Origin of the sequence: Georgenia sp. H159, assembly GCF_035607575.1 — a bacterium.
GTDB lineage: Bacteria > Actinomycetota > Actinomycetes > Actinomycetales > Actinomycetaceae > Oceanitalea.
On the sequence record NZ_JAYDZY010000006.1, the window covers coordinates 443,595 to 457,899 of the forward strand.

Sequence of the window (14,305 nt, forward strand, 5' to 3'; positions counted from 1 at the left end):
ATGCGTGTCACGGTAGCTCGCCGCCGCCGGAGGTGGTGGAGGCGAACCACAGTGTCGTGTCGCCGTACCGGCGCTCGTCGGTCGCCTCGAGCTCGGCCGGCCAGGTCGGCTCCGGGCTGCGGCGGGAGCGCTCGACGACGACGACGGCGTCCGGGGCGAGCCAGGCCGGCAGCCGGGCGAGCAGCTCGGCCAGGTCGGTCTCGGTGACGTCGTAGGGCGGGTCGACGAGCACGAGGTCGTAGGCCGTCGACGGCTCGCCCGCGAGGTAGGAGCGGACGGTCGAGCCGACGACCCCGACCTGCCCGAGTCCCAGGCTGGTGACGTTGCGGCGGCAGGCGGCGACGGCGGGGCGGGCGGAGTCGACGAGCGTCACCTCCGTCGCTCCCCGGCTGGCGGCCTCCAGGCCGAGGGCCCCGGAGCCCGCGTACAGGTCCAGGACGCGCGCGCCGTCGACGACGCCCTGGTGCTCGAGCCGGGAGAAGAGCGCCTCACGGACGCGTTCGCTCGTGGGGCGCGTCTCGCCCCGCGGCACGGTGAGCGTCCGGCCGCCCGCCGTCCCCGCCACGATCCTCGTCACGCCGACGACCCTACGGCCACGTCACCGAGCAGGCCGGTCGGCACACCGAGGTTGACGACTGCCACGACGAGCAGCACGACGACCAGCACCATGAGCACGACGACGACGATCGCGGCCCACGTCCACCAGCGCGACGGGCGCCTCATCTCGCTCCCGGGGGACGCACCGGCCGCACGGCCAGGACGACGGCGAGCGCAGCGAAGGCCACCTGCAGCCCCAGCGTCACGGCGGTCACGGCGCCGGTGAGCACCGCGACGAGGAGCGGGATCGCCCCGAGCATGACGACGTCCGGCCCGGTGCTCGCGATCCGCGCGAGGCCGAGCGGGTAGGCGCCCATCGGCGTGACGATGAGCGGCCCGGAGAAGTCCGGGGGTGGCCGGTAGGCCGAGCGGACGGCGCCGCCCGCCCACACGGGTGCGGCGAGCAGACCGAGGGCGACCCACGCTCCGACGTCGTCGTGGAGCCGGCCGAGGACGGAGAACACGACGGCCGACCACAGCACCATCGCGAGGACCGGGACGGCGAGCCGCCAGGCACGCACCGCCCGCTCGCCGATGGGCAGCAGCGCGTCCACGGCGGGGACTGCCTCGGCGTTGCGCGCCCCCTGCGCCGTGGTGAGGGCGGCGATCCAGGCCCCGGCCGCGATGAGGACGGCGGTGAGCAGGGCGGGCACCTGGGGCAGGAGCGGGGCGGTCAGCGCGAGCGCCCCGCCGCACACCAGCTGGACGATCCTGCGCGGCGAACGCAGCAGGAGGAGCGCGTCGGCGCCGGCGAGGGCGGCACCGGGCCCGAGCACCCGCACCAGCACCGGGACGGCGCGCAGCCGGGCCGACCCCCGGAGGCGGCTGCGGCGGGGCGCGACGTCGAGCGCGCGGCCCAGGGCGCGGGTGTCCATGGACAGGGAGGCGCCGGCCAGCTCCATGGTGGCGGCGCCCCGTTCCCGCAGCTCGGTGTCGTGCACCCACGGGAGGCGACGCGCAGCGGCCCACCAGGCGAGCCCGAGCACGACGGCCGCGACCACGACCGGCCACCACGCTCCCCCGACCCGCAGCGGTGGCGGCGGCGCGAGCGTCAGGGCGAGGGCAGTGAGGGGGACGAGGGCCAGCAGGACGTCGCCGACGGCGCTGGCCACGCGCCGTCGTCCACCCGCCTCGACCGGGACGAGCCCGAGAGCCAGCGCGGCACCGAGGAGCAGTCCCGCGAGGGCCGCCGCCAGCCCGTGGGCGGCGGTGACGTCGGGGTCGAGCGCCAGGACGAGCAGCAGCCCGGTGACGGCACCCACCGACGCCGAGGTGGCGGTCGGGGCGAGGAGCGAGGGGCGCAGCAGCGAGCCACGCTCCCCGGGCAGCGGCAGCCACCAGGCCGCCCGCGCCGAGCCGAGCGAGACCGGGCCGGTGCGGGCGAGCAGGCCGGTGGTCAGCCCCAGCACCGCGACGGCCAGCAGGACGCTGACCCAGCCGGTGTCGAGGACCGTCGGCGCCGGCTCCGACGCGCGCGTGAGGCCCTGGCTGCGTGCGAGGGCCGCCACCATCGCGATCGTCACGGCGAGGGTGAGGACGATGGTGTAGACGTCGGAGAGGAGCTCGCCCATGCTCGTCGTGCTCCGGGTCCGCACGACCAGGCGCGTCCAGCGGCGCATCGCCCCGCCGCTGGGGTAGCCGGCGGCGCCGGTGGTCACCTCGGTGGTCGTCACGGCTCAGAGCGCGGCGATGGCGGCGGCGCCGGCCGACGGGTCGAGGGTGGTGACACCGTCGTCGTGGAGCAGGAGGACGCGTGTGGTGGCGCGCTCGACGAGGATCGGGTCGTGCGAGGCGACGAGCACGGCGCCGCCGTCCTCCCGCTCCTCGACGAGCATGTCGGCCAGCCGGTTGCGCATGCCGGCGTCCAGGCGCTGCTCTGGCTCATCGAGGACGAGGAGGGAGCGTGGGCGGACGAAGGCGGCGGCGAGCAGGACCCGACGGCGCTGGCCCGAGGAGAGGGCGGTGGGGAGCGCGTCGGCCCGGTCCTCCAGGCCGAAGTCCTCGACCAGCCCCGCGACGAGGTCTCGCGCGTCCGGGACGCGGTGGCCCAGCGCGGTGAGGAGCAGGTGCTCGGTGACCGTGAGGGCAGAGAAGAAGGCGTCGTCGCCGAGCACGCTGGCGACACTCGCCCGCAGGTCCCCCGAGCGCGGGTCCGGTCGTGCGCCGAAGAGCTCCGCCTGCCCGCCGAGCGGCTCCTGCAGCCCCAGGACGGTGCGCAGGAACGTCGACTTGCCGGTGCCGTTCGCGCCGATGACCGCGACCGCCTCGCCCGCGCGCAGCTCGAGGTCGATCGGGGCACAGACCGGGTCCTCGCCGTAGCCGACGGACAGGCCGCGGACGCGAAGGAGCGGCTCATCGGGCATGCGCGGAAGCGTACCGGCCCAGGCCCCACGCCCCCTCCCCCCCTCCTCGCGCCGACAGCGGGATTGTGTCCCCCTCCCCCTCCTCGCGCCGACAGCGGAGTTGTGTCCACCGGGAGGAAGCAGATTCCTCTGCACGACCAGGGGTCGCGCGAGCTGCGCGCGTGGGGGCGCGCAACAACCCCGCGCTCGGCGGGAAGGGACGGCACGCACTCGGCGGGACCGGGGCCCGCTCACGTGGGGGCGCGCAACAACCCCGCGCTCGGCGGGAAGGGGATGGCAGGCACTCGGCGGGGCCGGGGCCCGCTCACGTGGGGGCGCGCAACAACTCCGCGCTCGACGCCAAGGGGACGGCACGCTCGCCGGGACAGGGGGCCGCTCGCGTGCGGGCGCGCAACAACTCCGCGCTCGGCGAGGAGGGGGGTTAGGTGCGGTCGAGGAACTCGGCGCGTTCGTGGTCGAGCTGCTCGGCGAGGGTGCGGGCCAGGGCGGGGTGGTCGCGCAGGGTCGGGTCGCGGTCGACGATCGCGCGCGCGTCCCAGCGTGCCTTCTCGATGACCTTGGTGTCGGTGAGCACCCGCAGCAGCCGCAGGGAGCTGCCCCGGCCGGATTGGGCGGCGCCGAGGATGTCGCCCTCGCGCCGCTGCTCGAGGTCCACCTGCGCCAGCTCGAAGCCGTCGGTGGTGGACTCGAAGGCGCGCAGCCGGGTCATCGCCGGGGTGCCCTCCGGCGCGGTGGTCCACGCCAGGCAGGTGCCCGGGCGAGCGCCACGCCCGATGCGGCCGCGCAGCTGGTGGAGCTGCGAGATGCCGAAGCGGTCGGCGTCCATGATCACCATCACCGACGCCTCCGGGACGTCGACGCCGACCTCGACGACCGTCGTCGTCACCAGCACGGGAACATCACCGGAGGAGAAGGCGGCCATGGCGGCCTCCTTGTCCTCCGGCGACATCCGTCCGTGGAGCTCACCGACGCGCACGCCGTCGAGCACGGGGTGCTCGCGCAGGATCGCGGCGACCTCGTCGACGGCCGCGAGCGGTCGCTGAGCACCGGCACCGTTGCCCGCTGCGGCACGTCCTGCGCCGTTCGCGCCGGCCGCGCCGGTCCCGGCCGTGCCTGCGCGCCCGCTCCCACCGACGGGCAGGCCGTCGGGCCCGGGGTCGTCGCCCGGGGCGTCGTCGCCCGTGTCGACGAGGTCGGACTCGACGTCGTCGTCCTGGGAGGTGATGCGCGGGCAGACGACGTAGACGCGGCCGCCGTCGTCGATCTCCTCGCGGGCGAGCTGCCACGTGCGCTCCACCCACCGCGGGTGGGTCGCCGGGGCGAGGAAGGTGCGGATCCCGGAGCGTCCGGCGGGGATCTCACGGAGCGTGGACGTCTCGAGGTCCCCGAACACGGTCATCGCCACGGTGCGCGGGATCGGGGTGGCCGTCATGACGAGCAGGTGCGGCGCCGTCGCGGCCTTGGCGCGCAGAGCATCGCGCTGCTCGACGCCGAAGCGGTGCTGCTCGTCGACGACGACGAGCCCCAGCTCGGCGAACTGCACGTTCTCCGACAGCAGGGCGTGGGTGCCGATGACGATCCCGGCCTCCCCCGAGGCCGCGGCGAGCAGCGCCGTGCGTCGCGCCGCGGTGGGCAGCGAGCCGGTGAGGAGCGTGACGCGGGTGCCGTTCTCGGCGCCGCCGAGCATCCCGGCCTCCGCGAGCGGGCCGAGCATCGCGGAGATCGAGCGCGCGTGCTGCGCGGCGAGCACCTCGGTGGGCGCGAGCAGGGCGGCCTGTCCCCCGGCGTCGACGACCTGGAGCATCGCCAGGAGCGCGACCACCGTCTTGCCCGAGCCCACCTCTCCCTGGAGCAGCCGCTGCATGGGCCACGGCCGGGCGAGCTCGGCGGAGACCTCGGCGACGACCTCCTGCTGGCCCTGGGTGAGCGTGAAGGGCAGCCGCGCGGTGAACTCCTCGCGGATCCCGCCGTCGCGCAGCGGCCGGGACGTTGCGGCTGTCGCCTCGGCCTCGGCGCGCCGCACGGCGAGCGCCGCCTGCAGCACGAAGGCCTCCTCGTAGCGCAGCCGGTCCCGCCCGCGGCGCCAGTCCTCCTCCGTGCGTGGCGCGTGGACGAGCCGGAGGGCCGCGAGGAGGCTGGGGAGCCCGTCGCGCTCGAGGATCTTGGCGGGGAGGGGGTCGGGGACGTCGTCCTCGGTGAGGGGCTCGAGAACCGTCTGCACGGCCCCGCGGATCCGCCACGTCGGCAGCGCCGCGGAGGCCGCGTAGATCGGCGTCGGCGCGGACGCGTCCTCGATGACCGCCGCCTTGTCCTCCTCGTCGTCGAAGAAGTGGAAGTCGGGGTTCTTCAGCATCCGCCGTCCCCCGAAGTGTTCGACGGTGCCGGTGAACAGCCCGACCCGGCCGCCCTGGAGCCGGCGCTCCTGGCTGGCGAGGAACCCCCGCGCCCCGAAGAAGCGCAGCAGCAGCTCCCGGTGGCCGTCGGTGACCGTCACGTCGAGCATGGCGGTGCGCGGGTTGCGGGTGGGCCGCAGCGACGTGCGCACGGTGCGGGCGGTGACGGTGACGTGGTCGCCGACCGGGAGGTCGTCGAAGTCGGTGAGCCGGCCCGGGTCGCCATAGCGCCGCGGGTAGTGGCGCAGCAGGTCCCACCCGGTCTCGACGCCGAGCTTGGCCAGGGCCTTGGCGGTCCGGTCACCCACGAGGCGGGACAGCGGTGTGCTCAGTGCGGTCACTGTGCCCCCAGGAGGAGGTCGGGCGCGGGTTGGGCGCCGTCGAGGACGACGAGCTCGGCCTGCGGGGCGGCGGTCACGACGGCGGTGCGGAGGCGGGCGAGGACATCCTCCCGGGCGGGTGAGCCGGGTGCCAGCTCGCGGCCGACGACGGCGGTGAGCAGCTCGTCACCGGGCTGCAGGAGGTCCGCGACGGTTCCGTCGAGGTCCGCGGCGGCGCAGGACGCCGTGCGGACACGGCCCGCGGTCTCCCGGGCGGCAGCGAGGCGCTCGTCCTCGGCGGAGCCCGGGTGCTGCTCCCCGGCGACGGCCAGGACGGCGAGCTCCGAGCGGGTACCGAGGACGTCGACGCGCTGGGAACCGGGCAGCAGCGCACCGGCCTCACCGGCGAGGAGCTGCTCCGCCAGCGCGGCGGACTCCGCGTCGCAGGGCAGGACGAGCACGTGACGACTGCCGGCGTCGACGACGCCGCGCTCCAGACCCGCGGCGTCCGGGTGGAGGACCACCTCGGCGCCCGTGGCCGCGAGCGGGGCGAGGAGCCCGGGCAGGCGCGTGCAGGCGAGCACACCGGCGGCGGGCGCGGCGAGCGAGCGCACGCACACCTGCTCCATGTCGGCCCGCGCGGCGAGGACGGCGGACGGGTCCTCGGTGTGGACGTGGACCTGCCACAGGCCGCGCCCCTCGAACCCGTCGCTGCCTCCGACGACCGCGACGGAGTCACCAACCGAGTCCAGCCGGGTGCGCAGCGCCGCGACGGCCGCGTCCGTCGCGTGCAGGACGTACATGACCTCGTAGGCCGAGGGTGCGGCGTCGTCGTGCTCCCCGACGACGCTCTGCCCGAGCGCGCACGACGGCCCCGCGGCGACGGGACGGGGCGTCGACCAGAGGCTCGCGAGGGCGTCCCTGGCCCGGCCGGTGGCGGGGGCTCCGCCGGCGACGACGGCGGCGAGCGCCTCGAGGAGGATGACGTACCCGGCCGCTCCGGCGTCGACCACCCCCCGCTCGGCGAGCACCGGCAGCTGGCTGCGGGTGTCGGCGAGCGCCGTCGTAGCAGCCCCGGTCGCGGCGGTGACGACTCCGCCGAGGCTCGGGTCAGGGGCGTCCCGGGCACCCCGGGCCGCCGCCGACGCGACGGTGAGCACGGTGCCCTCGACCGGCCGCTCGACCGCCTCCCGGGCGGCCGTGGCGGCGGCGGACAGCGCCGCGGCCAGGCCGGGACCGTCGAGGGACTCACCCTGCGCCACCGAGCGGGCGAGGCCGCGCATGGCCTGGCTGAGGATGACCCCGGAGTTCCCCCGTGCCCCGACGAGCGCGCCACGGGCGGCAGCGGCCGTGAGCTCGGCGAGACCGGCGTGGGGCCCGAGCCTGCCCGCTGCCCGGGCTGCCCCGGCGAGCGTGAGGACGAGGTTGGTGCCCGTGTCGCCGTCGGGGACGGGGAAGACGTTGAGCACGTCGACCTGCCGGCGCACCGCCAGCATCGACCGCAGCCCGAGCTCGAACCAGCGGCGCACGTGCGCCGGGCCGAGCACGGTGAGCGTGTCGGTCACGGTCCGTCCTCCAGGTATGGTCGATCGCGTCAAGGCTAGTAGCAGGTACCGACACCCGTGCCCGGGGTGACGTACGTCGCCCGGCACCGTTTGGGTGGCCCGCGCGCCGTCGGGTATCCTGCTCAGGTTGCCCTCACGGGCGGTCGCGGCTCGCGCCGTCGACCACGACAGACCCCCGCGATCACCAGATCGTGTGCCAGCAAGAGATTCAGGAGAAGACCGTGGCTGCCACCTGCGACGTCTGCGGCAAGCACCCCAGCTTCGGCAAGAGCGTCTCGCACTCCCACGTGCGGACGAGCCGTCGGTGGAACCCGAACATCCAGCGCGTGCGCACCGTCGTGAACGGCACCCCCAAGCGCCTCAACGTGTGCACCTCGTGCCTCAAGGCCGGCAAGGTCCAGCGCGCCGCTGTCTGACACCTCCCCGGTCCGCCGGGTGAGCTGAGCATCGCCGAAGGGCCGCTCGACATCGTCGGGCGGCCCTTCGGCGTGCCCGGACGCTGCGGCCGCGGGGCGCGCCGGCGGCGGCCACGCGGCGTCCTTCCGGGGCGCACGGCGTCGGCTGGCGGCCCCTGCTGATCGGCCGCACGCGACACTGACGACCGCGGGTGAAACGCGGCCCGCGCCCGGCAGGTTCACCTGCGGTCGCGGGCCCTGGAGCGTGGTGATGCCTGGGCGAGCCCGTGACCGGCGGGGCCGTTACCGTGGATCCGTGAAGCAGCTCACCACCCGCCGGCTGCTGCTGCGCGCGTGGACCGAGGACGACGTCGACTTCGCGCTGGACCTCTACTCGCGCTGGGAGGTCCAGCAGTACATCGGGACCAGCCCGCGCGTCGTCGAGGACCGCGCCGAGGCGGCCGAGCGCGTGGCGCGCTTCGCCGCGCTGGACCACCCGGTCCACGCCATCTGGCTGGTGTCCGACCTCATGACGGAGGAGCCCTACGGCACGCTGCTCCTCAAGCCGATCCCGGCATCCGGGCCCGACCTCGCGCCCTCGGGCGAGACCGAGGTGGGGTGGCACCTGCACCCCGGCGCCTGGGGTCTCGGGTACGCCACCGAGGCTGCCACCGCGGCCCTGGACCACGCCTTCGCGGGCGGCCTGGAGCGGGTCGTCGCCGTGACGCACGCCGAGAACCACGCCTCCCAGCGGGTCGCGGTGCGGATCGGCATGGAGCACCGCGGGACGACGGACCGCTTCTACAACACGACGTGCGAGCTGTTCGTCGCCGACCGGTAGCGGCGCCCTCGGCGGCACCGGGAGCCGCGCGGCACGTCACCGGCTCAGCCGCGGTGCGCCCGTTCCCGGTGGCGCCCGTGCACGAGGTGGTAGTGCAGCGCCGTGGCCAGCACGAGGCCGGCCACGGCGAGGTACATGACGCGGTAGTCCCAGGCGCTCACCAGCCCGCCGAGCACGACCGGGCCGAGGCCGGTGCCCAGGTCGAGCAGCAGGTAGAAGGTCGCGACGGCCAGGCCGATGCTGTGCGGCTGGGCGAGTCGGACGGCTGCCGCCTGACCGGTGGGCATCACGGTGCCGAAGCCGAGGCCGATGAGCAGCGCCGCCACCACGAGCGTGCCCGTCGACTCGACCTGGGAGAGCACCGCGAGCCCACCGGCGTAGACGGCAAGAGCCGGGTACATCACCCAGTTGTCCCCGAACCGGTCCTGGACCAGTCCGGTAAACAGCCGCGACGCCAGCACCCCGAGGGCGTTCACCGCGAAGAACGTCCCTGCGCGCGACCCGAGCCCCAGGGAGTCGGCGAACGGGTGGGTGAAGGTGATCATCGAGGAGTTCACGACCCCGACGGCGAGCATGACCGTGGCGATCGGTAGTGCGTCGCGGTCGACGAAGCTGCGCCACCCCAGCCCCCGGGGCTGCGGCCGTGCCGGGCGCTCGGGGAGCAGGAGAGAGCTGAGGAAGGCCGCGCAGGAGACGGCCACCGACGCCCAGAACAGCATGTCGTAGCCCCACCGCTCGATGAGGGCGAGGGCCACCAGCGGCCCGAGCGCGGTCGCGAGCGGGACGCTGAGGCTGAAGTAGCCGGTGCCCTCCCCGCGCCGGGCCTGCGGGATGATCGACTGGGCGATGGTCGTCACCGCGGTGTTGGCGAGGCCGAACGCCACGCCGTGCACGAGACGCACCGCGAGCAGGAGGACGAGCTCGACGGCGACGAGGTAGGCCAGCGACATGCCGATGAAGACGACGAGCGCCAGCACGAGTACCCGGCGCGGTCCGACCGCGCCGACAAGCCGCCCGGCGACGAACCGGGCACCGACCGCGCCGATGATGAACATGCTCGAGGCGAGCCCGGCCAGGCTGTCCGACGCCGCGAAGCGCTGTGCCGCGTACAGCGCCATCGTCGTCATGAGCAGGTAGAAGACGACCATGACGAGGGAGTTGACGACGACGGCGGTGACGAACTCCGCCGTCCACAGCCGCTCGCCGGGCTGTGTGCGCGCGTCGCGGCTCACGCGTCCGCCACCAGGCTCATCAGCTCACCTCGTCATCGGGGAGATGTTCCCGGCTGACCATATACGATCTGCTGCCGCTGGGACGTCGAGGTCGCTTCCGCGAGATCGCAGTCCCGAGCCGAGGTCGCAGACGGTTACACCACCGCTCGGCGAGATCGCAGTCCTGCGCCGGCATCGCAGCGCGCGGCTGCGATGCCGGCGCCCAGCTGCGATCTGGCGGTACGCGTACGCGGCACGCGGCACGCGGCGGACGGGGCCGGCGGGAGCTGGGCGGGCGCCGGCGTCCGCCGCCCGCCGGGCCGTCAATGACCTCTGATGAAGTCCGCGACCACGGTCCGGGACACCGCGACGTCCACGACGAGCACGCCCTGCGCCCCGTCCCGCACCCACTCCCCCACGACGTCGAGCTCGGCCAGCCGCGTCACCCGCCGGCCGCCGGCGCCCAGCGCGCGCCCGAGCGCGGCGAAGTCGACGTCGTCGAGCAGCATGCCCCGGCGGTCCACGCCCTTGGCGCCGTACTGGTGCAGCTCGGCGCCATAGGCCGCGTCGTTGAAGACGACGACGACGCCGGAGCGCACCTCGGACACGAACGTCACGAGGTCGGCCAGGCCCATGGTGCCTCCGCCGTCGCCCGTGACGAGGACGGTCGGGCGGTCCGGCCGGGCGCGGGCCGCCCCGACGGCCGAGGCCGAGCCGAGCCCGATCGTCTGCAGCGCGGTGCCGACCAGGACGAGCTGGCTCGGGTCGCTCACCCGCGCGTGCTGCGGCATCCACCCGATGAACTGCCCGCCGTCGTGGACCAGGGCGCGGGCCGGAGGGAGCAGCTCGTCCAGCCGCCGCGCGACCAGCCGCGGGTCGAGCCGGCCGTCCTCGGCGAGCTCGGGCACCGCGGAGAGGGCCGCGCGCAGGTCCCCGGCGGCGTGCGGGGCGCGCTCGCGCCAGGTGCCGGACGACGCCGCCGCGGGGGCGTCGTCGTCGTCCATCTCGGCGAGGAGCGCGGATGCGAAGGCGGCGGCGTCGGCGCGGACGTACCGGGTCACCTGCCCGTGCGTGGCGACCGGGGCGAGGTCCACCTGGAGCACCTCGCGCGCGCCGGAGAGGAGGTGGCCGCGCTGGTCCTGGAAGTCGCCCAATGAGATCCCGACGGCGAGCACGACGTCCGCCCGGGTGATGAGCTCCCAGCCACCGGGCGTGCTGAAGCCGCCGGCGATGCCGAGGTCCCACGGCGAGCGGGGCAGTCCTGCCGCCATCGCGGACGTCGCGAACAGCGCGCCCACCCGGTCGCCGACGCGCCGCAGGAGCTCACCTGCCTCGGCCAGGTGCGCACCGCGGCCGAGGAGCAGGAGCGGGCGCTCGGCGCCGCGGAGGGTTGCGGCGACGGCGGCGACCTGCTCGTCGGTGGGTCGCGGCGGGTCCGGCCGCTCGATCGGCGGGGCGGTGCGGTGCGCGGTGGCCGGCGCCGTCGCGACGTCGCAGGGAATCGAGAGGATGACCGGCGTGCGGTCCCACTCGGCGAGGTCGTAGGCGTAGTGGGCGGCGGCCGCGGCGCCGTCCGCGTGGACCGGGACGACGGGCACGTCCAGGCCCGCGGCGAGCGCGTCCTGGTCAACGTCCCACCAGCGCGGCCCGCTGCTCTGCCCCTCCCCGGCGAGCAGGACGAGCGGGACCCGCGCGAGGCGGGCCTCCGCGAGCGCGGTGAGCGCGTTGGTGAACCCGGCCCCGTAGGTGGTGGTCGCCGTCGCCGTCCCGCCGGAGGCCAGGTGGTAGGCCTGGGCGGCGGCCACCGTGCCCGCCTCGTGCCGCATGCGCACGTAGGGCGCGCCGCCGGCCGTGAGATGGCCGACGACGTAGGCGTTCCCGTTGCCCATGACGCCGAACACCGCGCCACTGCGCTCGGCGACGACGTCGGCGACGGCAGTGGAGACGGTACCCAGCGACGTCCTCGTCGATGTCATGGGCTCAGGATGGCGGGCGCGCCGCCGCAGATCAAACGACGGCGCGCCCGGCCGGGGTCAGTACGTGATGACCTGGGGGGCGGCGAGCTGCTTGAGGCCCGCGACGCCGAACTCCAGCCCGTAGCCGGACTGCTTGACGCCGCCGAAGGGCACGCGGGGGTCGATGCCGCCGTGGTTGTTAATCCACACGGTGCCGGCCTCGATGCGGGCGGCGACGGCACGGGCCTGGTCGCGGTCCGAGCCCCAGACGGAGGCGCCCAGGCCGACCTCGAGGCCATTCGCCATCTCCACTGCCTCGTCCACCGTGGAGTACTTCACGATGGGCAGGGCCGGGCCGAACTGCTCCGTGGCGACGAGCGGGTTGTCGTTGTCGACGTCCGCGACGAGGGTCGTCGGGTAGAAGTAGCCGGGCTGGTCCGGGTCGGGGTTGCCGCCGAGGAGCACCCGGGCACCGGCGTCCTTGGCCGCCTGGACCAGGTCGGTGACGATGTCGAGTTGCGCCTTGTTCTGCAGTGGTCCGAGCACGTTGTCCTCGTCGAGGCCCACGCCCATCGGGGTCTGCGCGGCGACCTCGGTGAGTGCCTGGCAGACGTCGTCGTAGATGTCCTCGTGGACGTAGAGGCGCTTGAGGGCGGCGCAGGTCTGGCCGGTGTTGATGAAGGCGCCCCAGAACAGGTTCTGCGCGATCGCCTTCGGGTCCGCGTCGGGCAGCACGATGCCGGCGTCGTTGCCGCCGAGCTCGAGCGTCAGGCGCTTCACGGTGTCGGCGGAGGAGCGGATGATCGCCTTCCCGGTCGCGGTGGAGCCGGTGAACATGATCTTGGCGACGTCCGGGTGGGCCGCCAGGCGCTCACCGACGTCGCGGCCGCCGGAGACGACGTGGAGCACGTCCGCCGGCAGCGCCTGATTGATGACGTGCCCGAGCGCGAGCACGCTCAGCGGCGTGTACTCCGAGGGCTTCATCACCACGGTGTTGCCCATGCGCAGCGCGGGGGCGAGCTGCCAGATGCTGATCATCATCGGCCAGTTCCACGGGCCGATCGCCCCGACGACCCCGAGGGGCCGGTAGTGCATCTCGGACCGGGCGCCGTCGTCGTCGTCGACGAGCACCTCCGGCTCGATCTCGAACGCCGCCGTCGCGCGCAGCCAGCCGGCGCACGCGCCGACCTCGAAGCGGGCGTTCGGGCCGTTGAGCGGCTTGCCCTGCTCGCGGGAGAGGAGCTCGGCGAGCGCCTCGGCCGAGGCCTCGATCGCGTCGGCAGCCCGGTTGAGGAGCTCGCTGCGGCGCTCGTGGCCGAGCGCGGCCCACTCCGGCTGGGCCTGGCGCGCCGCCTCGACCGCCGCATCGAGGTCTGCGGTGGTGTGCTCCGGCGCGCGTGCGACGACCTCTCCGGTCGCCGGGTCCGTGATCTCCCGACCGCCCTCCGCGGGCACGATCGCCGCGAGGAGGTCGTCGTAGGTGAGAGCGGTGAGGGTGGAGTCCTGGGTGGTCATCGTGTCTCTTTCCAGCGGAGGGTCGGTCTGCGGGGGGCGCCGTGACGTGGGCCACATGTGGCGCTGCGTCCAGCGTCACCCGGCGCACCGGCCGCGGTCTTGTGCTTCCACGCCCTCGACTTGACCGCACGTGCACGGTGAGCCCGGAAGCGTCAGGCCGCGCCGCTGCGGGCAGCGGCAGCAACCCGGTAGGCCGTCGGGGACTGCCCGTACTCTGCCTTGAAGAGCCGGCTGAAGTGGGCGGCGTCGAGCAGGCCCCACCGCGCGGCGACCGCCGAGACGGGGCGGTCGACGCGAAGCGGGTCGATGAGGTCGCGGCGGATGCGCTCCAGCCTCCGGGCCCGAATCCACGCCGAGACGGTCTCCCCCTCCTCGGAGAAGATCGTGTAGAGGTGCCGAGTGGAGATGTAGTGCGCCTGCGCGATCGACGCCGGCGTGAGCTCCGGGTCTCCGAGGTTGTCGAGGATGTACTCGCGGACCTCCCGCGCGAGGCTGCGCGCGGGCCCGACCGCGCCGTGGCGGGTCTGGTACAGCTCCTGGGAGAGCATTGTCACGAGCAGGTCGAGCGCGGAGTGCACGAGCCGGGAGGCGTGGGACCCGGACAGCTCGTCCATGTTGCGGCCCAGCTCGACGAAGAAGGGGTTGATCACCCGCCCGAGCCCCCGGTCGCGCGGGAAGCGCACGGCCGTCACCTGGGCGACCTCGTCCCGCGGCAGGTCGACCGCCTCGTGCGGGAACATGATGACCATCGCGCGGTTCTGCTCGGGGAAGGTGAGCCGGTAGGGGCGATGGGTGTCGTAGATGGCGATGTCGCCGGGGAGCAGCGTGACCTGCCGGCCGTCCTGCTCGAGGACGGCCGGACCCGTGAGCTGGAGGCTGAGCTTGTAGTACCGGCCCTCCACCTGCTCGATGAGCCGGGGCGTGCGGCGTACCTCGTGCGGCGTGGCGACGATGTCGAAGACGGACACGTCCTCGACGACCGTGCGGTCCAGGTGCCCGCGGAAGGGCGCGCTGCCGAGCGCGTCGATTTCCAGCGGCACGAAGCTGTTCGCGATGACCGAACGCCACGTGTCCAGGTCGAGCGTGTCGGGGAGGTGGTCGATGTCCACGACGTCGACCGCGAAGCGGGGCATGGGGCCTCCCTCGTCGG

At 74.8% G+C, this 14,305-nt stretch carries 12 protein-coding genes; 2 read left to right on the plus strand and 10 right to left on the minus strand.

The window, feature by feature from the left end; translation table 11 throughout:
• Positions 1-7 precede the first annotated feature (7 nt).
• The 6 genes from rsmD to VR894_RS10275 form a co-directional block, all read right to left on the minus strand.
• Complete coding sequence (gene rsmD / locus VR894_RS10250) at positions 8-577, minus strand: 16S rRNA (guanine(966)-N(2))-methyltransferase RsmD (RefSeq protein ID WP_324651283.1); 570 nt, start codon at positions 575-577, stop codon at positions 8-10.
• Positions 574-723, minus strand: a complete 150-nt coding sequence (locus VR894_RS10255; RefSeq protein WP_324651284.1) for a hypothetical protein — start codon at positions 721-723, stop codon at positions 574-576. The genes rsmD and VR894_RS10255 overlap by 4 nt, the downstream gene beginning before the upstream one ends.
• On the minus strand, positions 720-2,270 hold the full coding sequence (locus tag VR894_RS10260; protein ID WP_324651285.1) for a DUF6297 family protein: 1,551 nt from the start codon (positions 2,268-2,270) through the stop codon (positions 720-722). Before VR894_RS10260 ends, VR894_RS10255 begins: the two co-directional genes overlap by 4 nt.
• A gap of 3 nt (positions 2,271-2,273) precedes the next feature.
• Positions 2,274-2,960 carry an ABC transporter ATP-binding protein gene (locus tag VR894_RS10265; protein WP_324651286.1) on the minus strand — a complete coding sequence of 229 codons (687 nt, stop codon included), beginning with the start codon at positions 2,958-2,960 and terminating at the stop codon, positions 2,274-2,276.
• Positions 2,961-3,381: 421 nt separating this feature from the next.
• Positions 3,382-5,694 carry an ATP-dependent DNA helicase RecG gene (locus tag VR894_RS10270; protein ID WP_324651287.1) on the minus strand — a complete coding sequence of 771 codons (2,313 nt, stop codon included), beginning with the start codon at positions 5,692-5,694 and terminating at the stop codon, positions 3,382-3,384.
• Positions 5,691-7,238 (minus strand): DAK2 domain-containing protein, encoded by a 1,548-nt coding sequence (locus VR894_RS10275; protein WP_324651288.1) that lies wholly within the window; start codon positions 7,236-7,238, stop codon positions 5,691-5,693. Before VR894_RS10275 ends, VR894_RS10270 begins: the two co-directional genes overlap by 4 nt.
• Before the next feature lie 221 nt (positions 7,239-7,459).
• On the opposite strand from VR894_RS10275, the gene rpmB reads away from it, so the two are divergent.
• Positions 7,460-7,654: a 50S ribosomal protein L28 gene (gene rpmB / locus VR894_RS10280; RefSeq protein WP_324651289.1), complete on the plus strand. Its 195-nt coding sequence runs from the start codon at positions 7,460-7,462 to the stop codon at positions 7,652-7,654.
• A gap of 295 nt (positions 7,655-7,949) precedes the next feature.
• The gene (locus tag VR894_RS10285; protein ID WP_324651290.1) at positions 7,950-8,474 is read left to right on the plus strand and encodes a GNAT family N-acetyltransferase; all 525 of its coding nucleotides are present in this window, start codon (positions 7,950-7,952) and stop codon (positions 8,472-8,474) included.
• Between the two features lie 44 nt (positions 8,475-8,518).
• Here the strand turns inward: VR894_RS10285 and VR894_RS10290 are convergent, their stop codons facing one another.
• The 4 genes from VR894_RS10290 to VR894_RS10305 all read right to left on the minus strand — a co-directional run bounded on the left by VR894_RS10290 (position 8,519) and on the right by VR894_RS10305 (position 14,288).
• Positions 8,519-9,706: an MFS transporter gene (locus VR894_RS10290; RefSeq protein WP_324651291.1), complete on the minus strand. Its 1,188-nt coding sequence runs from the start codon at positions 9,704-9,706 to the stop codon at positions 8,519-8,521.
• A 302-nt stretch (positions 9,707-10,008) separates the two neighbouring features.
• Positions 10,009-11,661 (minus strand): thiamine pyrophosphate-binding protein, encoded by a 1,653-nt coding sequence (locus VR894_RS10295; RefSeq protein ID WP_324651292.1) that lies wholly within the window; start codon positions 11,659-11,661, stop codon positions 10,009-10,011.
• 57 nt (positions 11,662-11,718) lie between these two features.
• On the minus strand, positions 11,719-13,155 hold the full coding sequence (locus tag VR894_RS10300) for an aldehyde dehydrogenase family protein (RefSeq protein ID WP_324651293.1): 1,437 nt from the start codon (positions 13,153-13,155) through the stop codon (positions 11,719-11,721).
• Between the two features lie 152 nt (positions 13,156-13,307).
• On the minus strand, positions 13,308-14,288 hold the full coding sequence (locus tag VR894_RS10305; RefSeq protein WP_324651294.1) for a helix-turn-helix domain-containing protein: 981 nt from the start codon (positions 14,286-14,288) through the stop codon (positions 13,308-13,310).
• Positions 14,289-14,305 lie beyond the last annotated feature (17 nt).

Excerpts from the sequence above, each read along its gene's own strand:
- VR894_RS10255 (WP_324651284.1), bottom strand. The coding sequence starts at position 723 with ATGAGGCGCCCGTCGCGCTGGTGGACGTGGGCCGCGATCGTCGTCGTC.
- VR894_RS10265 (WP_324651286.1), bottom strand. The coding sequence starts at position 2,960 with ATGCCCGATGAGCCGCTCCTTCGCGTCCGCGGCCTGTCCGTCGGCTAC.
- VR894_RS10295 (WP_324651292.1), bottom strand. The coding sequence starts at position 11,661 with ATGACATCGACGAGGACGTCGCTGGGTACCGTCTCCACTGCCGTCGCC.
- VR894_RS10300 (WP_324651293.1), bottom strand. The coding sequence starts at position 13,155 with ATGACCACCCAGGACTCCACCCTCACCGCTCTCACCTACGACGACCTC.
- VR894_RS10305 (WP_324651294.1), bottom strand. The coding sequence starts at position 14,288 with ATGCCCCGCTTCGCGGTCGACGTCGTGGACATCGACCACCTCCCCGAC.